The sequence below is a fragment of the Mesorhizobium sp. WSM4820 genome, assembly GCF_055811075.1.
Genome location: NZ_JBVVQN010000008.1, coordinates 160,780 through 183,358, shown reverse-complemented (window position 1 = coordinate 183,358; position 22,579 = coordinate 160,780). Strand labels below are relative to the sequence as shown.

General features: G+C 63.3%; 24 protein-coding genes. 4 read left to right on the top strand and 20 right to left on the bottom strand.

The genetic code is table 11. The annotated features are described in order from the left end of the window. Positions 1 to 163: 163 nt before the first annotated feature. The 13 genes from AC0L2R_RS15315 to AC0L2R_RS15255 form a co-directional block, all read right to left on the bottom strand. Positions 164 to 955: an anti-sigma factor family protein gene (locus tag AC0L2R_RS15315; RefSeq protein ID WP_473509961.1), complete on the bottom strand. Its 792-nt coding sequence runs from the start codon at positions 953 to 955 to the stop codon at positions 164 to 166. Further along, the gene (locus AC0L2R_RS15310) at positions 952 to 1,470 is read right to left on the bottom strand and encodes a sigma-70 family RNA polymerase sigma factor (protein ID WP_128172707.1); all 519 of its coding nucleotides are present in this window, start codon (positions 1,468 to 1,470) and stop codon (positions 952 to 954) included. The genes AC0L2R_RS15315 and AC0L2R_RS15310 overlap by 4 nt, the downstream gene beginning before the upstream one ends. Positions 1,471 to 1,967: 497 nt before the next feature. Then, on the bottom strand, positions 1,968 to 2,210 hold the full coding sequence (locus AC0L2R_RS15305; RefSeq protein ID WP_473509959.1) for a type II toxin-antitoxin system VapB family antitoxin: 243 nt from the start codon (positions 2,208 to 2,210) through the stop codon (positions 1,968 to 1,970). A gap of 65 nt (positions 2,211 to 2,275) precedes the next feature. After that, positions 2,276 to 5,017 (bottom strand): DUF2339 domain-containing protein, encoded by a 2,742-nt coding sequence (locus tag AC0L2R_RS15300; protein ID WP_473509958.1) that lies wholly within the window; start codon positions 5,015 to 5,017, stop codon positions 2,276 to 2,278. A gap of 63 nt (positions 5,018 to 5,080) precedes the next feature. Beyond that, positions 5,081 to 5,257, bottom strand: coding sequence for a hypothetical protein (locus AC0L2R_RS15295; RefSeq protein ID WP_473509957.1), 177 nt, complete (start codon positions 5,255 to 5,257; stop codon positions 5,081 to 5,083). Beyond that, positions 5,254 to 6,015 carry a DNA repair protein RecO gene (gene recO, locus AC0L2R_RS15290; protein ID WP_473509955.1) on the bottom strand — a complete coding sequence of 254 codons (762 nt, stop codon included), beginning with the start codon at positions 6,013 to 6,015 and terminating at the stop codon, positions 5,254 to 5,256. Before recO ends, AC0L2R_RS15295 begins: the two co-directional genes overlap by 4 nt. Before the next feature lie 41 nt (positions 6,016 to 6,056). Then, the gene (locus AC0L2R_RS15285; RefSeq protein WP_473509953.1) at positions 6,057 to 6,980 is read right to left on the bottom strand and encodes an aminoglycoside phosphotransferase family protein; all 924 of its coding nucleotides are present in this window, start codon (positions 6,978 to 6,980) and stop codon (positions 6,057 to 6,059) included. A 42-nt stretch (positions 6,981 to 7,022) separates the two neighbouring features. Then, positions 7,023 to 7,958, bottom strand: coding sequence for a GTPase Era (gene era / locus AC0L2R_RS15280; RefSeq protein ID WP_473509952.1), 936 nt, complete (start codon positions 7,956 to 7,958; stop codon positions 7,023 to 7,025). Beyond that, positions 7,955 to 8,680 (bottom strand): ribonuclease III, encoded by a 726-nt coding sequence (gene rnc, locus AC0L2R_RS15275; RefSeq protein WP_473509950.1) that lies wholly within the window; start codon positions 8,678 to 8,680, stop codon positions 7,955 to 7,957. Before rnc ends, era begins: the two co-directional genes overlap by 4 nt. Positions 8,681 to 8,683: 3 nt before the next feature. Beyond that, positions 8,684 to 9,433 (bottom strand): signal peptidase I, encoded by a 750-nt coding sequence (gene lepB / locus AC0L2R_RS15270; RefSeq protein ID WP_473509948.1) that lies wholly within the window; start codon positions 9,431 to 9,433, stop codon positions 8,684 to 8,686. 89 nt (positions 9,434 to 9,522) lie between these two features. Next, positions 9,523 to 9,924 carry a holo-ACP synthase gene (gene acpS / locus AC0L2R_RS15265; protein ID WP_023800765.1) on the bottom strand — a complete coding sequence of 134 codons (402 nt, stop codon included), beginning with the start codon at positions 9,922 to 9,924 and terminating at the stop codon, positions 9,523 to 9,525. Positions 9,925 to 10,271: 347 nt separating this feature from the next. Continuing rightward, positions 10,272 to 10,868 (bottom strand): putative glycolipid-binding domain-containing protein, encoded by a 597-nt coding sequence (locus AC0L2R_RS15260; protein ID WP_473509947.1) that lies wholly within the window; start codon positions 10,866 to 10,868, stop codon positions 10,272 to 10,274. After that, a complete protein-coding gene (locus AC0L2R_RS15255) occupies positions 10,846 to 11,391 on the bottom strand; it encodes a DUF417 family protein (protein ID WP_473509945.1) in 546 nt (181 codons plus the stop codon). Before AC0L2R_RS15255 ends, AC0L2R_RS15260 begins: the two co-directional genes overlap by 23 nt. An 83-nt stretch (positions 11,392 to 11,474) precedes the next feature. Here AC0L2R_RS15255 and AC0L2R_RS15250 point away from each other — a divergent pair, with 83 nt between their 5' ends. After that, the gene (locus AC0L2R_RS15250) at positions 11,475 to 11,978 is read left to right on the top strand and encodes a MarR family winged helix-turn-helix transcriptional regulator (protein WP_473510087.1); all 504 of its coding nucleotides are present in this window, start codon (positions 11,475 to 11,477) and stop codon (positions 11,976 to 11,978) included. Positions 11,979 to 12,094: 116 nt separating this feature from the next. On the opposite strand, the gene AC0L2R_RS15245 is transcribed toward AC0L2R_RS15250, so the two are convergent. The 4 genes from AC0L2R_RS15245 to rpoZ all read right to left on the bottom strand — a co-directional run bounded on the left by AC0L2R_RS15245 (position 12,095) and on the right by rpoZ (position 16,045). Beyond that, a complete protein-coding gene (locus AC0L2R_RS15245; RefSeq protein ID WP_473509943.1) occupies positions 12,095 to 12,475 on the bottom strand; it encodes a VOC family protein in 381 nt (126 codons plus the stop codon). A 112-nt stretch (positions 12,476 to 12,587) separates the two neighbouring features. After that, positions 12,588 to 13,166, bottom strand: coding sequence for an orotate phosphoribosyltransferase (pyrE, locus tag AC0L2R_RS15240; RefSeq protein WP_473509941.1), 579 nt, complete (start codon positions 13,164 to 13,166; stop codon positions 12,588 to 12,590). Between the two features lie 137 nt (positions 13,167 to 13,303). After that, entirely contained in the window at positions 13,304 to 15,532 is a 2,229-nt protein-coding gene (locus tag AC0L2R_RS15235; RefSeq protein WP_023800771.1) for a RelA/SpoT family protein, read from the bottom strand. Between the two features lie 111 nt (positions 15,533 to 15,643). Further along, the gene (gene rpoZ / locus AC0L2R_RS15230; RefSeq protein ID WP_023800772.1) at positions 15,644 to 16,045 is read right to left on the bottom strand and encodes a DNA-directed RNA polymerase subunit omega; all 402 of its coding nucleotides are present in this window, start codon (positions 16,043 to 16,045) and stop codon (positions 15,644 to 15,646) included. A 320-nt stretch (positions 16,046 to 16,365) separates the two neighbouring features. On the opposite strand from rpoZ, the gene AC0L2R_RS15225 reads away from it, so the two are divergent. Continuing rightward, positions 16,366 to 16,947, top strand: a complete 582-nt coding sequence (locus AC0L2R_RS15225) for a LabA-like NYN domain-containing protein (protein ID WP_023800773.1) — start codon at positions 16,366 to 16,368, stop codon at positions 16,945 to 16,947. Beyond that, the gene (locus AC0L2R_RS15220; protein WP_373420431.1) at positions 16,944 to 17,621 is read left to right on the top strand and encodes a uracil-DNA glycosylase; all 678 of its coding nucleotides are present in this window, start codon (positions 16,944 to 16,946) and stop codon (positions 17,619 to 17,621) included. Before AC0L2R_RS15225 ends, AC0L2R_RS15220 begins: the two co-directional genes overlap by 4 nt. Here AC0L2R_RS15220 and AC0L2R_RS15215 read toward each other — a convergent pair. From AC0L2R_RS15215 to dapA, 3 genes are all read right to left on the bottom strand, one after another. Then, on the bottom strand, positions 17,590 to 18,333 hold the full coding sequence (locus AC0L2R_RS15215; RefSeq protein ID WP_473509939.1) for a glycoside hydrolase family 25 protein: 744 nt from the start codon (positions 18,331 to 18,333) through the stop codon (positions 17,590 to 17,592). The genes AC0L2R_RS15220 and AC0L2R_RS15215 overlap by 32 nt on opposite strands. A gap of 118 nt (positions 18,334 to 18,451) precedes the next feature. Then, positions 18,452 to 18,931 (bottom strand): SsrA-binding protein SmpB, encoded by a 480-nt coding sequence (gene smpB, locus AC0L2R_RS15210; protein ID WP_128172698.1) that lies wholly within the window; start codon positions 18,929 to 18,931, stop codon positions 18,452 to 18,454. 246 nt (positions 18,932 to 19,177) lie between these two features. Beyond that, entirely contained in the window at positions 19,178 to 20,059 is an 882-nt protein-coding gene (gene dapA, locus AC0L2R_RS15205) for a 4-hydroxy-tetrahydrodipicolinate synthase (protein WP_473509938.1), read from the bottom strand. Positions 20,060 to 20,393: 334 nt separating this feature from the next. On the opposite strand from dapA, the gene AC0L2R_RS15200 reads away from it, so the two are divergent. After that, a complete protein-coding gene (locus AC0L2R_RS15200) occupies positions 20,394 to 22,448 on the top strand; it encodes a lytic transglycosylase domain-containing protein (protein WP_473510086.1) in 2,055 nt (684 codons plus the stop codon). The last annotated feature ends 131 nt before the right edge of the window (positions 22,449 to 22,579 follow it).

Below are 22,579 nucleotides of genomic sequence, written 5' to 3'. Positions count from 1 at the left end.
CCTCGGTTCGGGCTGAAATTTCTACAGTTTCGGCGGCGCATGACCCCCAAAAAAATCGAAATCGATTTTCGGAAAGGATGATGCGCAAATTAAAGTGCTACAGCGTCCTTTGCGTGTCCAAAGACGCGGCGCTGTAGACGCAAGCTTTGAAAAACAGCGCAGCTCAGCTGGCAAGCCCGGCGACAAGCTGGCTGTAGGCGCTCTTCGCCACTGCAGTCAGCTGCGCGCGCGGCAGCGAGCCGACGACGGCGCAGCCATAGCCCTTGTCCAACCAGTAGATCGCCTCGGGGCCGTCTTCTTCCGCTCCATAAGTGCCCTTGGTCTTCTCGGCCGATTCCGCTGTGACGAACAGCGAGATGCGCTCGCCCTTGGCGTCCTCATAAAGCAACATCGCGGCCTTGCTCTCGCCAGCGGGCAGCAACCGACCGCCGACGAGCTGGAATCCTTGCGCCGCCAGATCCGGTGCGACCAGCTTCAGGCCGACTCTGTTGGACAGCCAGGTCTGCAGATGATCCTTGTCGCTGGCCGGCACTTCCACCGCGTGCCGCTGCTCGGCGGCATAGAGGACATGGGCTGCGATCGCCTGCTCGGCGAGTTGGTCCTCGGCCGGGTCTTCCACACCGAGATGGTCGATGCCGGCGACATAACCGCCGACACCGCCGATGGCCAACATCGCCGCTGCGGCAGCCGCCCGCCACCAGCGCGAGCTCGATGCCGCGGTCTTGACCGGCGCCTCACCGAACACGATATTTTGCAACCGCGCCGGCACTGGCTCGTCGAGCACGCCGGCGAAGGCGGCGCGCAGCGCTGCGCGGTCGGCGACATAGCGGACGCTCCTCGCCTTCATTTCAGGATTGGCCTCGAGCCAGGCATCATAAGCCACGCGCTCGTCAACCGGCAGCTCGTCATCGAGGGCCATATGGATGTCGCGTTCGGAAAAGTCGCGCCGGGTCATTTCTCGACGATCCTTATCGCCCGGCGACGCGCGGCATCATCCAGCAACCCGCGCAACTCGTCACGCCCGCGCGCGATGCGGGACATCAGCGTGCCGGCCGGGACGCCGAGGATATTGGCGGCCTCGGCATAGGAAAAGCCTTCGATGGCGACCATGACCAGTGCTGCGCGCCGATCGGGGCTGATCGCCTGCAACGCGTCGATGATCTCGCGCGAGGCGATGCTCTCCACCTGCTCAGCGGGCGCTGCCTGCGCCTCGCGCGCTTCCAGCGGCAGGATCGCTGCTTCGCCGCGCCGGTTCACCTTGCGCATCTGGTCGATGAACAAATGATGCATGATCGTAAACAGCCACCTCCTGGGGCTTTCTCCAGTCTGCCAATTGTCGAGCCGCACAAGCGCCCGTTCGAGACAGTCCTGGACGAGATCGTCGGCGGAATCGCGATCGCGCAGCAGCGAGCGCGCATAACGGCGCAGGCGTGGTATCTCGCCCAGGATTGCTGCCTTCTTGTCGTCCATGACCGCTGGTTCTGAGGTCGCCCTTGTTCATCCGATTGAACGCGCCTTCACGGCGCGGCGCAAGCGGCCAACGCGAAGCGGTCCGCCGCCCGGCCACCCAAGCAACAAGATAACGCTGGCGGCGGGGGATTTATTCCCGGGTGGGATTGAGAGGCGAAGCAGAGTCCTCCCATCGCGGGCGACGCGACAAAGGCCCGATAACCCGCCGCGGCATGTGCCGGAAGGCCAGCGATCTGGAATAGAGCCGTCGAGTTCCTTCGCACCCCCCTCTGGCCTGCCGGCCATCTCCCCCGCAAGAGGGGAGATCGGCAGTTTCGGCGCTCCGCGCAATTCGCAACGGTGGAGATTTGAGTAAAGCACCCGTGCGCGCGTAATCTCCCCCCTTGCGGGGGAGATGCCCGGCAGGGCAGAGGGGGGTGCTGTCCCTCCAGCGCTGCGGAACATCCCGCGCCGTATTGGGGCTCACAGTTGAACCGCCCGGATCGGGCTCGCCAACGTCAGTCTTCCCATGCCTCGTCGGTGAATGCCTTCATGTCGAAGTTGGGGTCGGATGGCCCCAACGCGGCACACTTCTCCTGCCACACCGCAATCCTGTCACGCCAAGGCTTGCGGGCGTGGTTACGCTCAAGTTCATGCAAAAGTGCAATCCGCACTGCTTCCGTTTTACTGGCAGCGTTGATCTCACACTGCAATTTTGCGGCCAGCGCATCCACTTCTTTGTCGCGAATATAAAGAGGCACTTTTGAATATCTCCTGCTGAACCTTCAACTATTCCATTTTATTGGACATTCAAACAGACGATCCCTTAGGTTCCTCTCGCCGCTCTTGTCAGCAGTCGCTGGTAGAACAGGCCGATGCCGATCAGCACTGCGCCAAGGCCGATGAAGGACAGCGCCCTCAGCACGCCTTCCAGTTCCGACATGTCGAAGAGAAACACCTTCAAGACAGCGACCGAGATCAGCGCGGCCGACGCAACGCGCAGCACCTGCGACTTCAGCCAGACGCCGGCGGTTAGCAGCGCCACGCCGATGATCAGCCACAGCGCGGAATAGGTGTAGGTCTCGAGCTGGCCGAGGCCGCTCCACAGGCCGATGAACTCGCCCTTGAACAGCCGCCGCACCGATAGCGTCGCATAGACGAAGGCGAGCAGCGCCGCCACCAGCGCCAGCATCGCGGCATACCATTTCGGCCGCTTGTCACGTGCGTAAAGCGCGAGCCCCCCGGCAGCGAGGGCCGGCAAGAGATAGGCGAGGAACAGCAGGTTGAACACCGGGATCCGGCCAGTCGATTCGTCGGTAAACAGCGGGTTCAGCGCCACAAAATGCTGGATGACGATGAAGGCGACCGAGACGATGCCCGCGGCAAGCGAACCATAGCGCAGCACCAAGCTTGGCGAGCGCATGTCGATGGCGACCAGGATTGCGCCGGCGCCGATGGCGATCAGCGTGTAGATCGCCTGCTCGGCGAGCGTCGCAGCACCCATGTCGATGACGCCGCCATGCATGGCATGGCGCACCAATATGGCAACCGTGAGCACTGCAAACAGTGCTGCGCCCGCTTCCATGGCGAGGCGTGGCCGGCCATTTGTGGTGCGGGCGAGTTGCCAGGCGGCGAAGCCGAAGGCAAGCGCCGGCACGCCGTAGCCCGGCAGCAGCCAGTTGAACACCGGCGTCCTCGACAGGAATTCAGCGCCGACGATTGTCGGATCGAAGGCGATGCGGCCGAGCACGGCGATGACCGCAGCGACCGAAATCCAGCCGAGCACCGGGTAGGCACGCCAGCGGGTGGCCAGCGCCGGCACGATGGCCGCGGCACCCAGAAGCATGGTCGTCCAGCCGGACCCAAAGGCCATGTAGAGCATCAGCAAGGCAGCGACTGCTGCCCCGCCAAGCGCGAACGAGACGGCCGCACCGCCCTGCAGCGGCGGCTGTTCACCGCGCGCAATCCACTCGCCGCCGGTGGCGAAGACCCCCACCAGAATGGCTGCAACCGCCGCGTAGACAAGATCGCGGTCGAGATTGCCGAAGGTGAACCAGAGCGCCAACAGAATGACCAGCGGTGCGACAACGCCCCATGCCGCCCATGAGGCGGCGCGGATGTGAGCCGATGCAGCAAATTTGCGCGCTGCCCAGAAGCCGGCTGCGATGAACACAAGTCCGAGAACGATGCCGATCCTGAGCATCAGCGTATCGGCAACTGCCGCCGGCAGGCCATCGACGCCGAGAGCGCCGCCCGAAAAGTCTGAAACGACAGAGGTTGGCGGAATGATGCCGAGATAGACCAGAACCGTCGCCAGCCCTGCGGCGTGCAGAAGCGCCAGCGCCAGCGGCCGGTAGAGCGCTACCGCGACCAGGGCTGCGATAAGGGCTGCACCCGGCAGAGCATCGCCGGCAGCGTATGCGGGGTCGACGAACAGCGCCATCGCCGAAAGGCCGACGAAGAAGCCAGGCGCGACCGATGGCCAGTCGAAGCCCCTGGCGGGTCCTGCTTCGCCACCGCGACGGCCGAGCCAGACGAGGGCGAGCACCGCCAGGGTCACCGCATTGATAAAGAGGACGACAGGCAGGTTGGTGCCCGGCGCATCGGTCATGTAAAGAATGGTCCAGAGGCCGGTGCCGACGAACGCTGCCGCCATCAGCAATTTCCAGTCGCGCAGGCGGGCGATCACGCCGGTAGCGGTGAGCACAATCGCCAAATAGCCGAACAGCGCCCAAGGATTCGGCGCCTGCGAGGCGACCAGCATGGGCGTCACCACCGCGCCGAGCAGGCCGACACCGGCCAGCGCCTGGCCATGGACGAGGGCTGCTGCGATCGTCGCCACACCGATGGCGCCGAGCAGCGTGAAGGCGAGCGCCGGCCCGATGAAGCCGTAGACGCCATGCGCGGCATAAACCGTGCCGAACAGGATGAAAGCACCGGCCGCCGTCAGGATCGCCGGAATATAGGCGCCGGCGACTCCCTGCACCGGCACCTTGAAGCCGGTACGGCGGATGAACTCGCCGACGGCGACCAGCACGAGCCCGAGCATTGCTGCCATGCTCAGCCGCACGCCGGGACCGAAAATGCCGGCCTCGATGGTGTAGCGGATCAGAAACAGCCCGCCCAGCGCCAGCGCGATGCCGCCGACCCAGACCGCCCAGCGGGTGCCGAGCGCCGTTTCAATATCGGGTTTTTGGGCCGGTTTCGCCGTCGCGGCCACCGGTTGCGCAGGTGCAGGCCCAGCCGGCGCCGCTTCACCCGCAGCCCACGGTCCGGATGCAGCCTTCCCGGCTTCAACCTGCGTGGGCGGCTTTTCCTCAGCAGCAGCTTCGCCCGCCGATGGCGGGGCAATGTCGGTGACGGCCGCAACTGCCGCGTCTGCTGGCATGCTGTCGTTTGCGGGCTGTTCTACCGGCTTGGCCTGCGGCGGGCCAACATGGACGCCCGAAAGCACGAGGCTGCGCAGCGCACCAAGTTCGCGCTCGATCAGGCCGATGCGGCTCTGCTGGCGCGAGATAATGACGAACAGCGCGATGATCGCGACCAGGCCGATCAGGCTTTCGAACATGGCGGTTCCCCCAAACCAAGCCAGTAGTGACCGACAAATACGGCGGCCAGACGGCCAGCCGAGTCAGCCCGCCGCCAGATTGGCGGCCGGAAAGATCGAGCACGTTTCGGTGCCGAAAGCCAGCGGCGGAGCCTTGTGTTTGTTGTCGATAATGCGCTGGAGCAATTCCAGGCCGGTATATTCAGCGATGCCGAGGCGGAGCGGCGACACCCGGCCGGGATAGAGTTCCGCTTCGCTCATGTAACGGTCTCTCTCCCGATCACCTTATGCAGCGCATGGTGCTTGCGCAGGGCGGCGAGGAAGCCGGTGCGGGCGCCGGGCGCCTCGATACCGCGCGGCTCGTAGACATGGCGGGCAAAAAAGAAGCCGGTCAGCCGGAAGGCGTCCTCGATCGCCGCCGGATCGGCGCGCAGCCCGGAGCCGCGCTGCAGGAATGCGGGGAGCACCAGCATCTTGTCGCGCCATGGCGCGCCGGCCTGGCGCGACACGGCGCGCCCGGACTTCGGTGAGACATAGGCAAGGTCCTGCCTGGCGCCGGTCGCGGCACACTGGCTGAGATCGAGGCCAAAGCCGAGTTCGTCGAGAATCAGCAATTCGAAGCGCGCCACCAGCTCGCCAGCGGCGTCCGCATCGTCGAGATGGGCGATCATCACGGCCAGCGTCTCGTAGAGGCCGTCATGCGCGTCGCGCTCGGGCAGCAGGCGCAGATGCGCCGCCATGGTCTGCAGCCCATAGATGGCGACGGCGCTGTCCATCAGCCGGGCGGCGTTCATCTCGATCGCCTCGGCCTGGAAGGTGCCCAGATGCTCGTCGAGTCGCGCCCGCCACAACAGGTCGACGCGGTTGCCGGGCTGCAGAACCGGCTGCTGCTTGCGCGAGCGGCCGCCGCGCACAAGGCCGAGGTGGCGGCCGTGCGCACGCGTCATGACCTCAAGAATGGCGCTGGTTTCGCCATGCTTGCGGGTGCCGAGAATAATTCCCTCGTCGCGCCATTCCATGAACGCAGCTTGTCACCGCTTCGGTGGCGAAATCAAGTTTTTCAGGCGCTGTGTCGGTGCCCTCCGCGGCGGTCCGCGCGGAGGTGATCGGCAAGCACTTCATCGATCACGCGTCGCGACTTTTCAACCTCGATTGGATTGATGTCTATATGGCCGGCGACCGTAATCAGCGCTTTCCATAGCGTCCAGCCACGGCCTCGCGCCCAGGTTGCCTCGTCGGCCTGAAGACCGGCGCGAAACACCTCTCGGCTTTTCCCTTCGAAGAGCGTCCACGCAATCGCCAAGTCGCACGAGGGATCGCCCACGCCTGAAGTTCCGAAGTCGATCACGGCGCTCAAAGCACCTTGCCTGACCAACAGGTTTCCCCAACTGACGTCACCGTGGAACCAGACGGGCGCACCGTGCCATGTCGCGGCAAGCGCTGCTTCCCACACCGCACTCGCGGCGACCGTATCGATCCTGCCGTCGAGGGCTGCAATTGCTTGCCGGGTCTCACCGTCGTAGACGCTCAGTGGTCCGCCGCGAAAAAAGTTGTGCTGCCCTGGCGCCGGTCCACCGGCGGGATCGACCCGTTGCAGGGCGACCAGCAATTGGGCCAGGCCGGCCGCGAATTGCGGCAGGCTGGCAATACGCTCCAGCGTAGCCGTCTCGCCTTCGATCCAGCGGTAGACGGACCAATGCCAGGGATAGTCGTCGGCCGGGGCTCCCATCGCCAGCGGGACAGGGACAGGCAGCGGCAGCAGAGGCGCAAGCCTTGGCAGCCAGCGATGTTCCTTTTCGACCTGCAAGGCATAGGCGGCCGCACTCGGCAGCCTCACCAGCATATGGTCTCCGAGATGAAAGGTCCTGTTGTCCCATCCGCCTGATGCAACCGGCCGGACAGCAAGATCCTTCCATCGAGGAAATTGCGTGGCGACCAACCGGCTCACGAGGGCTGTGTCGATAGTGACTTCTTGTTCAAGCATGATCTTTTCCGAAAACCGGCTCCCACTTTTCGGGACCATGCTCTAATGCGGAAACTCCAGCCCCATCTCGCGATAGCGCTCGGGGTCGTCGCCCCAGTTCTCGCGCACCTTGACGAACAGGAAAAGATGCACCTTCTGTTCGAGGATACCGGATATCTCCATGCGTGCCGCCTGGCCGATGGCACGGATCGTCTCGCCCTTGTGGCCGAGCACGATCTTCTTCTGGCTGTCACGCTCGACATAGATGGTCTGGTCGATGCGCACCGAGCCGTCCTTCTTCTCTTCCCATTTCTCGGTCTCGATATGGGAGGAATAGGGCAGTTCCTGATGCAGCCTGAGATAGAGCTTTTCGCGGGTGATCTCGGCCGCCAGCTGACGCATCGGCAGGTCGGAGATCTGGTCTTCCGGGTAATACCAGGGGCCGGCAGGCAGGGTTTCCGAGAGATAGTCGAGCACGTCCTTGCAGCCCGACCCGGTTAGCGCCGAGACCATGAAGGTGCGCTTGAACGGCACTCTTTCATTCGCTGCCGCGGACAGGGCCAGCAGCGCCTCGGGCTTGACCCGGTCGACCTTGTTGAGGATCAGCACCATCGGCTGGCGGACATCCTTCAGCCGTTCGAGGATCGCGTCGGCGTCGCCCCTGATGCCGCGCTCGGCGTCGATCAGCAGCAGCACGATGTCGGCGTCCTTGGCGCCGCCCCAGGCGGTCGTCACCATCGCCGTGTCCAACCGCCGCTTCGGTCTGAAAATGCCCGGCGTGTCGACGAAGACGATCTGTGCGTTGTTGTGGATGGCGATGCCGCGCACGATGGCGCGCGTCGTCTGCACCTTGTGGGTGACGATCGACACCTTGGCGCCGACCAGTTGGTTGACCAGCGTCGATTTCCCCGCATTGGGCGCGCCGATCAACGCGACGAAGCCGGAATGCGTGGTGGCGGCTTCTGTTGCCGGCGGCGGGACGTCTTCGGTTGCGGTCATACCGCGCTCCCCTTGTTCAGCCAGACGCCTTCGCGCAACAGCAGCACAGTCGCGGCGGCTTGCTCGGCCTCGCGCTTGGAGCGCCCGCTGCCGGTCGCCGGCGGATAGGCGCCGACCTTGACGGTGACGGTGAACAGCGGATCGTGGTCCGGTCCCTCGCGGCTGTCAATTATGTAGACCGGCACGGCGCCTGCCGCCTGATGCGCCCATTCCTGCAACTCGGTCTTGGCATCGCGGCGGGCGGCGCCGATGGCCTGCGAGCGCGGCCGCCAGTATTTGTGGATGAAGGCGCGGGCCGCCTCCAGCCCGCCGTCGAGATAGAGCACGGCGATCAGCGATTCCAGCGCATCAGCCCGCAGATTGACGCGTTTGCGCCCGTCCAGGCCGCGTACGTCCGAGCCGGCACGGATCAACTCCGGCAGGCCGATCTCCTCGGCGATGTCCGCCAGCACCTCGGCATTGACCAGCGCGTTGAGCCGGAGCGACAGCTCACCTTCGGCAGCATCAGGATACGCCGCCAGCAGCATGTCGGCGACGACCAGGCCGAGGACGCGGTCGCCCAGGAATTCGAAACGCTCATAGTCTATGCCGGCATGGCTGCTGCGGGCGCTGGCATGGGTCAGCGCGCGCTGCAAGCGCTGTCGGTCGGCAAAGGCGTGGCCGGTGCGCTCCATGAGCGCTTCGGCGAGCGCGTCGACGGTCAGCCGTTTTGTCGCCACCATGACCTATCTGACGAAATGGAGCAGGCGCGACGCGCGCATCTGCGACGGCCATTTCCAGATTTCGAGCGGGCTGGCGCTGCCACCGATCGAGAAGAAGATGAGGTTGGCGCGACCGACCAGGTTCTCGTCGGGCACGAAACCGACGGTGAAGCGGCTGTCCGAGGAATTGTCTCTGTTGTCGCCCATCATGAAATAGTGGCCGGGCGGCACGTCGAACTCCTGGGTGTTGTCACCGATCGAGTTGGGTATCAGGTCGAGCGTGTCATAGCTGACGCCATTCGGCAATGTCTCGCGATAGACGTCGACCGGCCCGCTCTCCTCGGTGATGTCGCGATTGTCGATCTGCCCGACCTTCTGGCGCTGCACGCCGACGCCGTTGATGAAGAGCTGGCCATCCTTGACCTGGATCTTGTCGCCCGGCAGGCCGACGACGCGCTTGATGTAGTCGACGGAGGGATCCGGCGGGAACTTGAACACCGCCACGTCGCCGCGCTTCGGCTCGGCGCCCCAGATGCGGCCCGAAAACAGGTCCGGCCCGAACGGCAGCGAATAGCGCGAGAAGCCATAGGACCATTTGGTGACGAAGAGATAGTCGCCTTCGAGCAAGGTCGGCCGCATCGACCCGGACGGTATAGAAAATGGCTGGAAAAGAAGCGTGCGGATGACCAGAGCGAGCAACAGCGCCTGGACGATGACGCTGACGGTTTCGCCAAGCCCGCCGGATTTCTTCTGGGATTTTTCAGCCACGCTCATGTCGTCCTCGATTATGCGTTGGTTGGTATAGAGTCTCGGCGCGCGCTGGGCAACGTCATGCCGGTGGTCAGATGCGATCAATATGGCGCTTATTCGACGGGCATCGCCTCGATTATCACAAAGGCTTGAGCAAGCGGAAAATCATCGGTGATGGTGAGGTGGATCGCCGCCCTGTGCCCTTCAGGCAGGATCTTGTCCAACTGCGCCGCCGCCCCGCCGGTCAACGCCATCGTCGGCTTGCCGCTGGCCAGATTGACGACGCCCATGTCGCGCCAGAACACCCCTTGCGCCATACCGGTGCCCAGCGCCTTGGCGCACGCCTCCTTGGCAGCAAAACGCTTGGCATAAGAGGCGGCGCGGGCGCCGCGGTTTTCGGAGCGGGCCTGTTCGACCTCGGTGTAGATACGCTGGATGAAGCGCTGGCCATGGCGCTCCAACGATTTTTCGATGCGTCTGATATCGATCAGGTCGCTGCCGATGCCAATGATCATTGAGCGGGAACTTCCCGTCCGGCCGTTCCAGCTCTGTTCGTCAGGCGCATGGAGCGCGAGAAAGAGCGGCGTGGCCATACGTAGGTGCGCACCCGCTCAGGAAGACCATCAGACTTGCGGCGTCGAAAAAGCACTCTGTCCCTGTCCTGATCCAATACGCCGGCCCGGCCACCCGGTTGCACGCCGGAAGGCAATCGAGGCTTCGATATAGCGACACCCAAGCCCCAAGACAACGAATCGCTGCCGCGATGGTCTGCCACAGGAGGTAATGCGACGGGCTCGCCTTGCCCCGAAGCAGCAAGTTGCATGGACGTCAGCTTGCGAGCAGCAAAGCTTCAGCCGCACTCCTATAGTGCACGGCCGGCGTTGCCGGTCTCGAAAACCCAACCGTGGGGGTAATCCTCGGCAAAGCCAGCCTCGGGAATGAGCAGCGTGGCACGGTATGGCACTGTGGGAGCCTCGTAGATGTACTCGGTCTCACTCACACGATGGTAGCTTTGCGGCAGAACAACCAAACTCGACACGCCAGCCACCAGCCAGGCCACCGGAAAATCCGCCTTGTCGCCGACCTTCAGGTTCATTCTGCGAATTTGTTGCAGGTTCGTCGCCGGCGTAAAGCTGTAGTCCAGGTCCACCATCGACTGAACCGCCGGCTGCCGCTGCCCATTGACAGTCCAGCCGGTCTCGTTGCGGATTATTGTGAGATCAACTGACAGGGAACCGATGAACCCGCGAACGCTGCCGGATTTGGTCGTCCAATCGTCGGCCAGTTGCACAGTGTAGTCCAAACGTGCCGGGCCCGCGTCCGACAGGTATACAGCGGCTCCATTGAGGAGCCAGCCGAAATCTGTCTGGGTTAGCTGCACGACATCGTGCCCTGGTTCGTCCGTCCTGCGCCAGATAGCCAGTAGAGACATGCCCTCACCTCTCGATGCGTTGTTCATCACCACGATCAATTTTTCGGCCGAGGTCGGATACGAGTTGCTGAAGGCTGCTCCCCAATATGACCAGGCTCACTCCGAGCAAGGCGACATCCTTGATCAGAAAGGCACCTAACCCGTTGAGGAAGGGAAACCCTCCGGAGCCCGTTTCCCAGATCGGCAGGGTGAGCATTGTCGAGGATGTCAGCGCGAAGATGACTGAGCCGATGGCACCCCCCGCGAGGCCGGCCCAAACGCTGCGGACAGATGCTATCAGCAGAAGCGCTGTGACCAGTTCGACCACGCCCAGGAAGTAGGAGGCTCCCGCAGATCCGAACGCGGGATAGAGCCATGCCAGCCAAGGCGTATTCTCGATGAATGGCCTAAGCGCCTCGATCTCGATTGCAGTAAATTTCAAAATGCCGATCAACAGCAGAGGGAGCACCACCCCCAGAAGGGTTACCGCGCGACCGACGGCAGCAAGGTGGTAGCCAGCTTGATTGATGCGCGCCACGAACGGAGCGTTGGCGGTTGCAGAGGTAAACATGGCCTTCTCCTTTCGATTTGTATGCTCAAAGCATATAATAATTCGACCTTGATGTATATGCTCCGAGCATATATTTTTTGGCGATGACCGATTCCAGGATTGAAAATGTGATTGGCGCTCTAGCGCTCGCCTTTGCGGACATTTTGCAGCGGGACGCTCAGGCCAAAGCACCGGAGCCCGGCCCAGCGGCTTCCGCGATCACCCTCATTGGCCACGTACCGGGCCTGTCGATCGAGAGGCTGCGCCGCGCATTGTCACTGTCCCATTCGGGCACCGTCAGACTGGTCGATCGACTGGTCGCGGAGGGATTGGCGGCTCGGTTCTCGGCGCCTGACGACCATCGCGCGGTAGCGCTAAGGCTCACTCCTCTGGGCGAGACGACATGCAGTGCTATTCTTTCCGCTCGCCAGAAAGGGCTCGCGTCAGCGCTCTCTGTTCTAAGTCAGGAGGAGCTGCAGGAATTCGGTAACCTTGCCGCCAAGCTGTTGCGTGGGCTCGTCAGCACCGAGGACCATGCATACCGTATTTGCCGGCTCTGCAACTATACCGCTTGCCTTGACTGCCCTGTGGAAGCGGAACTGGCCTGAGCTGTGGCTTTGGCAAAACTAAAGCGCGTCGCACCTCGATGATGGCTGCGGCGGGCGTGAACACGGTTGCCCGCAAGCCGACTTGCCGATGCGCTCGTTCGCGCCGAAATTTCCGGTTACCTGTTGTACCAGCTGATCTCGACGAGATTGCCGTCCGGATCGCGGAAATAGACCGACATCATCGGGCCACGGGCTCCGATCCGCTCGACCGGCCCGACTTCTATCGCCACGCCATTGGCAGCCAGGCTGGCGCATACCTCTGCGAGCGGGCGCGCGGCGACCAGGCAAAAATCCGCGGAGCCCGGCGTCGGCGCCTTGGCCTTCGGCTCGAAAGTGTGGCCTGCCTCATGCACATTGATCTTTTGCGTTCCAAACAGCAGCGCCGTCGGCCGGTCCGGCTCGTCGAGGCGCTTGAAGCCGAGCACGCGCTGATAGAAGGCGCAGGTGTCCTCGACGGAGCTAACCGTCAGCACGAAATGATCGATACCGGCAATCAACGAAGCGCCTCAGTTAATGTTTGTTTTGGCAGGTCGTGTCCCCAAACCGCTGCGCACCTCGGTTCAAGCCCCGGTTCAAGCCCAAGGAGGGCATGCTTTTGGGCGACATGCCTTAAATGTTGCGGCTGCCCGGCTTGACCGGCGGTATGGCGGCAAGCTCGGGCGGCAGCCTGTCGGCCGGGTAGGCCGGAACCTCATATTCGGCGAGCGCGATCAGCGGCACGCCGACATCGGTCTTGCCGGCCGAGCGGTCGATGATGCAGGCAGCGGCAACCACCTCGGCGCCAAGCGCGCGCAGGCAGTCGATGGTCTCGCGGATCGACAGGCCAGTGGTGACGATGTCCTCGACGATGACGACGCGCGCCCCCCTGGCGATCTCGAAGCGGCGGAGCCTGAACTCGCCCGCTTCCCGCTCGACCCAGATCGCCGGTGCGCCAAGATGGCGCGAGGTCTCGTAAGCCGGGATCAGCCCGCCGATCGCCGGGCCGACGACGTAATCGATCCCGCCGGACACAGCAGCGCGGATTTTTTGGGCCAGCGCCTTGCACAGGCGCTCGGTCTTGTCGGCATGCATGAAGACCCGCGCCTTCTGCAGGAAGACCGGGCTACGCAAACCCGAAGTCAGGATGAAATGCCCCTCGAGAACGGCACCGGCCTCACGGAAAACGCCCAGCACTTCGTCGGTGTTCATTGTTCGCTCCGTGTGGATGGTGGTGAATGGTGAATAGTGAATGGTGAATGGTCAGTAGTCAGTAGTCAGTAGTTGGCGGTCGGCAGTGAGAGCACCTTTCTTTCACTATTCACTATTCACTATTCACTATTCACTATTCACCCATTCACGCGCCGTGCATCGCTGACGCTCGAATTGTCCTTGAGCTGCGACAGCAGCCGGTTCAGGTGCTTCAGGTCCCAGACTTCGAGATCGATCAGCATTTCGGTGAAATCAGGCGCGGTGCGCACCATCGACAATGTATGGATGTTGGCATCGTTGGATGCAACGACCTGCGCAATGTCGGCCAGTGAGCCCGGCGCGTTGATGGCGGTGACCGAGACGCGCGCCGGAAACCGCTCCTTGGTGCGCTCGTCTATGTCCCAGCGCACGTCGATCCAGCGTTCTGGCTGGTCGTCGAAGGCCTGCAGCGCCGGCGACTGGATCGGATAGATGGTGATGCCGGTCCCCGGCTGCACGATGCCGACGATGCGGTCGCCGGGCACAGCACCTTCCGGCGCGAAGCGCACCGGCAGGTCGCCGCGCACGCCGCGGATCGGCACGGCGCCGTCCCTTGGCTGGTCCTTGTCCTTGCGTGCGGCGCGGCCCGGAATCTGGAACAGCATGCCGGCGGCGTTGCGGATCTTCGACCAGCCCTCCTCGCGCTGCTTGGGCGCCGCCAGCGTGATGCGCTCGTCCTTGTAGTCGGGAAACACCGCCTTGATGACATCGGTGGAGGCAAGTTCGCCGCGGCCGACAGAGGCCAGCACATCCTCGATGTCCTTTCGTGCCAGCCGATGCAGCACCGATTTCAAGCTTTCCTTGGTAAAAATCTTGCCTGACCGTTCGAAAGCGCGTTCCAGTATGCGGATGCCGAGACCCGAATACTGCTTGCGGATGGCATTCTTGGTGGCGCGGCGGATCGCCGAGCGCGCCTTGCCGGTGACGACGACCGATTCCCATGCTGCCGGCGGCACCTGCGCCTTGGAGCGGATGATCTCGACCTCGTCGCCATTCTTCAGCTCGGTCATCAGCGGCATGATGCGGCCGTTGACCTTGGCGCCGACGCAGGTGTCACCGACATCGGTGTGCACCGCATAGGCGAAGTCGATCGGCGTGGCGCCGCGCGGCAGCGCGATCAGCATTCCCTTGGGTGTGAAGCAGAACACCTGGTCCTGGAACAGTTCCAGCTTGGTGTTTTCGAGGAAGTCCTCGGGATTGTCGCCTTCGGCAAGCTGCTCGATGGTGCGTCGCAGCCAGGCATAGGCGTTGGTCTCCTTCGAGATCGCATGGGCAGTGCCGTTCACCTTGCCGCCGCTGTCCTTGTAGATCGAATGCGCGGCAACGCCATATTCGGCGATCTTGTTCATCTGATAGGTGCGGATCTGCAGCTCGACGCGCTGCCGCGACGGTCCGACGATGGTGGTGTGGATCGAACGGTAGTCGTTCTGCTTCGGCGTCGAGATGTAGTCCTTGAAGCGGCCGGGCACCATCGACCACGTGGTGTGGATGGCGCCGAGCGCCCGGTAGCAGTCCTCGACGGTATCGACGACGACGCGAAAGCCGAAAATGTCGGACAGCTGCTCGAAGGACAGCGCCTTGGCCTCCATCTTGCGGAACACCGACCACGGCTTCTTCTGACGGCTCTTGACCTCGGCCTTGATCGCATATTTGTCGAACAGCGTGGACAGCGCCTTCTCGATCTCGGACAGCACATCCTTGTTGCGCTCGAAGATTTCGGCGAGCCGCGCGGTGACGGCGCGGTAGGCTTCGGGATTGATGAAGCGAAAGGCGATCTCCTCGAGCTCCTCGCGCATGCCTTGCATGCCCATGCGCCCGGCCAGCGGCGCATAGATATCCATCGTTTCCTCGGCGATGCGCAGACGCTTGGCTTCGGGGACATGGTCGAGGGTGCGCATGTTGTGCAAGCGGTCGGCAAGCTTGACCAGCAGCACGCGAACGTCTTCCGATATCGCCAGCAACAGCTTGCGCAGGTTTTCCGCCTGCTCGGCCTTCTTGGAGACGAGGTCGAGTTTCTTCAGCTTGGTCAGGCCTTCGACCAGCTTGCCCATTTCCGGACCGAACAGCTCGTCGATCTCGGCCCTGGTCGCCGTGGTGTCCTCGATCGTGTCGTGCAGCAAGGCAACCGCGATGGTCGCCTCATCCATGTGCATTTCGGTGAGGATGGCGGCGACTTCGAGCGGATGCGAGAAATAGGGATCGCCGGAGGCGCGCTTCTGGTGACCATGCTTCTGCATGGCGTAGACATAGGCCTTGTTGAGCAGCGCCTCGTTGACGTCAGGCTTGTAGCGCTGGACGCGCTCGACAAGCTCATACTGACGCATCATGGGCGGGATCTCGCAGTGCTGAAATGAATCATGCGCCGCACTGGCGTACGGCGCATGTCATAGATAACCACGAAACCGCCGGCGCGAAAGTGTCGGCGGCCGGTGGGAAGATCAATAATCGTCGCTTTTTTCCGGCGGCACCAGACCTTCGATGCCGGCCAGGAGGTCTTCCTCGGTCATGCGGTCGAAGGTGATATTGTCCTCGGTGTCGTCGGCGTCGGTTGCCGCAGCGGCGGTGCCGGTCTGGTCGGCGATCGCCTCGCCGTCGGCTTCCGGCTCATCGACCTCGACATGCTTCTGCAGCGAGTGGATCAGGTCTTCCTTGAGGTCGTCGGGCGACAATGTCTCCTCGGCGATCTCGCGCAGCGCGATGACCGGATTCTTGTCGTTGTCACGAGGAACGGTGATCTGCGCGCCCTGGCTGATCTGACGGGCGCGGTGGCCGGCCAGAAGCACGAGCTCGAAGCGGTTGTTGACCTTGTCGATGCAATCTTCAACGGTTACGCGGGCCATGAGCTGCCCCTTTCATGCCTGGATTTGATGGAAAACAGGCGCGGTCCATAACCCGAACGCCGCCAAAATACAAGCTTTTTGGCAGTGCCGGACAATGCCGGGCCTGGGGGCATGGTCCCGGGGTCTGGCCAAGGCCAGTCTGGGCGCGCGCCGCCTGCGACATGCGGCACCGATCACAATTGCTTGCTATGCAGCATCATACCCTTGGATTGCCGTAAAACCGGCGTTATCTCGAATGACGAAGGTCAGCCGGTTATTTCAAGCCGACCGATAGTCACGCGCATTTAGACGGCCGCTTATTTTCGAAAAGGAATATTTCCATGTTCGACCCTCGTGAGAAAATCGCTCTTTTCATCGACGGTGCCAATCTTTACGCCACCTCGCGCGCGCTCGGCTTCGACATCGACTACCGCAGGCTTTTGTCGAACTTCCAGAAGCGCGGCTACCTGCTGCGTGCCTACTACTACACCGCGCTGGTCGAGGATCAGGAATATTCCTCGATCCGGCCGCTGATCGATTGGCTCGACTATAACGGCTTCAAGGTGGTGACCAAGCCGGCCAAGGAGTTCACCGACTCGACCGGCCGCCGCAAGATCAAGGGCAATATGGACATCGAGCTGACCGTCGATGCACTGGAACTCGCCGATGTCGTCGACCACTATGTCATCTTTTCCGGCGACGGCGATTTCCGCACGCTGGTCGAGGCGCTGCAGCGGCGCGGGCGCAAGGTCTCGATCGTCTCGACCATGGCTTCGCAGCCGCCGATGATTTCCGACGATCTGCGCCGCCAGGCCGATCATTTCATCGACCTGATTACCTTGAAGAGCGATGTCGGCCGCGATCCGTCCGAGCGGCCGGTGCGCCGGCCCGAACCGGCCGAAGTCGACGAGGACGAGTATTGACGGCGGCGGTCTTGACCGCTCCCCTGGTCGCGTCCTCGGAGCCCGACCGCGATTGCCCGCTCTGCCCGCGGCTGCATGATTTTATCGCGCAATGGCGGCAGCGCGAGCCGTCCTGGTTCAATGCACCAGTGCCGACCTTTCTGCCACCCGAGGGCGAGGATGCGGTGCGGCTGCTGATCGTCGGACTGGCGCCGGGCCTGCGCGGCGCAAACCGCACCGGACGCCCCTTCACCGGCGATTTTGCCGGCGACCTGCTCTACAACACGCTGATCGCACACGGCTTTGCCCGCGGCCAATTCAAGGCGCGGCCCGATGACGGGCTGGAGCTTGTCGGCACGGCGATCACCAATGCAGTTCGCTGCGTGCCGCCGGACAACAAGCCGGCCGGCGCCGAGATCGCCACCTGCCGGACGTTCCTGGTGCCGACGATCGCGCGGTTCAAGAACCTGCGCGCCGTGCTGGCGCTGGGCTCGATCGCGCACCAGTCGACCGTGCGGGCGCTCGGCCAGCGTGTCGCCGCTTATCCGTTCAAGCATGGCGGGCAGCAGCAAACCAATGGCGTGACGCTGTTTTCCAGCTATCATTGCTCGCGCTACAACACCAACACCGGCGTGCTGACGGAAGCAATGTTCGTCAACGTCTTCAGGGAGATAGCGGCGTTTCTGGAGAGATAGATTCGGGCGGTGACGCAAACAGCTCGGCCAATTTCTCCGGCCCGCCCTGAAGCACATTCAGATCGACATCGCCGGTGATGCCGTCGACGCGACCGCTGTCGTGGTACTGCCAATAGATCCAGTCGTCATGACCTGGCTGCAGCGCCAGCGAACGAACCCAGCGCGGGCGGCCGACGATCTGGCTGGTATAGGCCCGTGCCGCGTCGTCGGTCACGTAAAGGATCGCCGTCTTGCCGAAAGCAGCCTCGACAGGGCCGAGGAAAGCCGAGAGTTCAACGCTCAATTCTTCGGGCGATGGCCGTCGCGGGCAATTGCCGACGAATTCGATATCAACCACCGGGGGCAGCAGCGTTTGATCGCGCGGCACGACGGAGATGAAATTCTTCGCCTGATCGGCGCCAGGCCTGCAGAAGGTGAAGAAATGATAGGCGCCGACCGCCAGACCAGCCGCACGCGCCTCGCGCAGATTGGCGGCGAAGGCATCGTCGACATGGTCGCCGCCCTCAGTTGCCTTGATGATGGCGAAGGCGACATCGTCGGCGGCAACACGCCGCCAGTCGATCTGTCGCTGGTGATGCGAAACGTCGATGCCCCTGACCGGATATTTGCCGCGGTCCGGAGAAAACGGTCGGGAGTAAAAATAGCCGGCGGCCGTGACAAGGCACGCCAGGATCAGGCTGGCTGCACCCCAAAAGACAATCCGGTTCCTCATCCGGTTCTTCAAAAGAGGCCTATCCCTGTTGAACCGCCCTGCCCTCCGCTATGGCTCCGGGCGTTCGTCGCTCGAAAAGCCAAATCGTTGGCTTTTCGTCCGCTTCGCGGACCGCTCCTCACCCACGCTCCTTCAGCAGCCGGCCCTTTTCGCGCGACCAGTCGCGCTGCTTTTCGGTCTCGCGCTTGTCGTGCAGTTTCTTGCCGCGGCCGACGGCGAGCAAAAGCTTCGCCCTGCCTTTTTCATTGAAATAGATTTTTAGCGGCACCAGCGTCATGCCTTCGCGATCGACGCTCTGCGACAGCTTGGCCATCTCGCGCTTGTTGAGCAGGAGTTTGCGGCGCCGGCGTGGCTCGTGGTTGAAGCGGTTGGCCTGCAGATATTCCGGCAGATAGGAGTTGATCAGCCAGATCTCGCCGCCCTCGACCGAGGCGTAGCTGTCCTGGATGTTGGCCTGGCCCTGGCGCAGCGACTTCACCTCGGTGCCGGTCAGCACCAGGCCGGCCTCGATCGTGTCGAGCACCTCGTAGGAAAACCGCGCCTTGCGGTTTTCCGCAACGGTCTTGTTGTTGGGATCGGCTTTTCTGACCTGGTTCATGACGTCTAGAGTCCGTTTCGAAACTCGCTCCTGCGAGTCAGATGATGGTGGCACTAGAGCGCCGCGCGTTTTTCAAACGCGCAAAGGACGCTCTAGAAGCCTGAGCTTGCGCATGGTCCTTTCCGAAAGCGAACGCTTTCGGGGCCATGCGCGAACCGGAGCGGAGCGTACATATAGTACGTGAGCACCGGAAGCGCAGGTGACGCCTTCAGATGGCCGCAGGAGTAGAGTTTCCAAACGGGCTCGCTAGTTAATCAAGCCGGCGTGCTTCATGGCCGCATCGATCTTCTCGGCGGTCGACTGCTCGACGGTGACCAGCGGCGAACGCAGCACGTTCTCGACCTTGCCGAGCTTCGACAGCGCATATTTCGCGCCGGACACGCCGGGTTCCAGGAAAATCGCCTTGTGCAGCGGCAGCAGGCGGTCCTGCAAGTCCAGCGCCTTGGCGCTGTCGCCGGAAAGCGTCGCCTCCTGGAATTCGGCGCACAGCCGCGGCGCGACATTCGCCGTCACCGAGATGCAGCCGACGCCGCCATGGGCGTTGAAACCGAGTGCCGAGGCGTCCTCGCCGGAAAGCTGGATGAAATCCTTGCCACAGGTGGCACGCTGCTCGGAAACCCGCTCGACCTTGCCGGTGGCGTCCTTGACGCCGACGATGTTCTTGAAGTCATGTACCAACTGGCCCATCGTCTCGGGCATCATGTCGATCACCGAGCGCGGCGGAATGTTGTAGATGATGATCGGCAGGCTGGTCGCCTTGGCGACGGCAGCGAAATGCGCATAGAGGCCGCGCTGCGTCGGCCGGTTGTAGTAGGGCGTGACGACGAGTGCCGCGTCGGCGCCGGCCTTCTCGGCATATTGCACCAGGCCAACCGCCTCCTCGGTGTTGTTGGAGCCGGCGCCGGCGACGACCGGAACGCGGCCCTTTGCCATCTCGACGCACACTTTGACGACGTGGCGGTGCTCGTCATGCGACAGCGTCGGCGACTCGCCGGTGGTGCCGACCGGAACCACGCCGGTCGTGCCTTCAGCGATCTGCCAGGCGATGAAGGCGCGAAACGCTTTCTCGTCGAAACGGCCGCTCTTTTCGAACGGTGTCACGAGCGCGGTAAGCGAGCCTCTCAGCATGTCGTCCAACTCCTTGGGACTGGCGCACGAGCCCGAAAATCGGAGCCGATTCACGGAAAGATCATGCGCCAAAATATAAAGTGCCACAGCGTCCTTTGCGCGTCCGAGACGACGCGCGGCGCTGCAGGTGTTTTGTCGTGCGCGCCTTCTAGCCGAAAGCGAAGCGGCGCACCATAGTCTCGACATTGTTGCGCGGCAAGCATGACAAGAATGCCAGCAAGCGCAATTTGAACGACTTCGATAGCCCCGTTTACAGGCTCTTCACCACAGCCAACTAGGGTTCAGTTGATCTGTGCCTGTTGGTGATTGTGCAAGACAGGAAATGATGAAGACGATGCCGACCCGGCAGCCTCATTTTTTCGCGCTGCTTGGCGCAATTCTCCTGTTGACGCCGACCCTTGTGGCCGCCGGCAAGGTCGATGCACAGGTCACGTCGACCATTCCGAAGCCAAACCTGCTGGATACCGGCCTGCAGGGTCCGGAATCCCCTCCCGCCAGCGTCGCCAGGTTGAAGAGCGGCCTCGATGCGCTGGCGGCAAACGACATTGCCGGTGCGCGCCAGGTGCGCGACGCCCTGCCGGTCAATTCGCTCGACCAGCACATCCTTGCCTGGGCGATCGCGTTCTATGGCGGCGACAAGGTGCCAAGCGGCGACATCGCCGATGCTGCGAAAATGCTGCCGAACTGGCCGGGCATGATCGCGTTGCGCAAGAACAGCGAGCGCGCGCTCTACCGCGAGAACCCCTCGCCTGAGATCGTGGTGCAGGCTTTCGGCGGCAGCCAGCCGCAAACAGCCGAGGGCGTGGTGATTCTCGCCCGCTCCTATGTCTCGCAGGGCAACGTCCAGGCGGCGCGCTCGGTGCTGTCGCCTTTCTGGCGCACCGAAAAACTGCAAGCCAGGGACGAGGCGGCGATCATCCAGGAATTCGGCACGCTGATCCCCGCAGCCGACCACCGTTTCCGCATGGAGCGTATGTTTTATGCCGACCGGGTCAGTTCGGCGCTGCGCGTCGCCGGCCTTGCGCGCGCCCGGCAACTGGCCGACGCCTGGGCCGCGGCGGACAAGGGCGACAAGAATGCGGGCGACAAGAACGCGGCCAGGCTGCTGAAGGCGGTGCCCGCCGCGCAGCGTTCGGCCGGCTATCTCTTCGCCCAAGCCCAATATCTGCGCAAGCAGCAGAAGTTTTCCGACGCCGCCGCAATGGTGATGAAGGCGCCGAGCGACCGCAACGCTCTGATCGACCCGGATGTCTGGTGGGCCGAGCGCCGGGTGCTGTCGCGCGAACTGGTCGACCAGGGCGACATGAAGACCGCCTACAGGATAGTCGCCGCACACGCCGGCGAAACTGCTGCCAACGCGGCGGATGCGGAGTTTCATGCCGGCTGGTACGCGCTGCGCGGCCTCAACGATCCTGCCACCGCTGCCAAGCATTTTGAGCGGATCGCCGGTCTCGCCCAGGGGCCGATATCGCTGTCGCGCGCCTACTATTGGCTCGGCCGTGCCGCCGAAGCCGGCGGCCCCGGCAGCGCCAGGGTTTATTTTAGCCGTGCCGCCGCCTACGGCACGACGTTCTACGGCCAGCTCGCCGGTGAGCGCGTCGGCCGGCAGGTCCTCAACATCGCCCATCCGCAGCCGAGCGCCAGCGATCACCGGAATTTTTCCAGCCGCGAGGCGGTCAGCGCCATCAGGCGACTGCAGCAGGCGGGCTATCAGCGCTACGCCGACACGCTTTACCGCGACCTCGCCGGACAGTTGAGCAGTCCCGGAGAGCTGGCGCTGCTGGCCGCGATGGCGGAAAAGCAGGGCAATCACTTTCTGGCACTGAAGGTCGGCAAGATCGCCGGCGCTCGCGGCATCGATGTCGGGGCGCTTTCGCATCCGCTCGGCGCCATTCCCGAGACCGCCAACATTTCCGGCTCCGGCAAGGCGCTGGCCTATGCGATCGCCCGCCAGGAAAGCGAGTTCAACATCGGCGCCGTCTCCAGCGCCGGCGCACGTGGCCTGCTGCAGCTGATGCCGGCGACCGCCAGGCAATTGGCTGACAAGGCCGGAATGACCTTCTCGCAGGCGCGGCTGACCACCGACGCCGGCTACAATGCGACCCTGGGCGCCGCCTTTCTCGGCGAGCAGCTCGGCCGCTTCGACGGCTCCTATGTGCTGACCTTCGCCGGCTACAATGCCGGCCCCGGCCGCGCCGCCCAGTGGGTGGCCAGATACGGCGACCCGCGCGGCAAGGACATCGACGCCGTCATCGACTGGATCGAGCGGATTCCCTATACCGAAACAAGAAGTTACGTCCAGCGCGTGATGGAGAATTACGAAGTCTACAAGATGCGTATTTCCGGCAAGTACGACATTGTCGGGGACCTGGTGAACGGGCGGAGTTGATCTTTCCTTCTCCCCTTGTGGGAGAAGGTGGCCGAGCGAAGCTCGGTCGGATGAGGGGTGTTCCAGCTTGGCTCTACGCCACTCCGTCCAGCACCCCTCAACCGTCTCGGCGCTTCGCGCCGATCCACCTT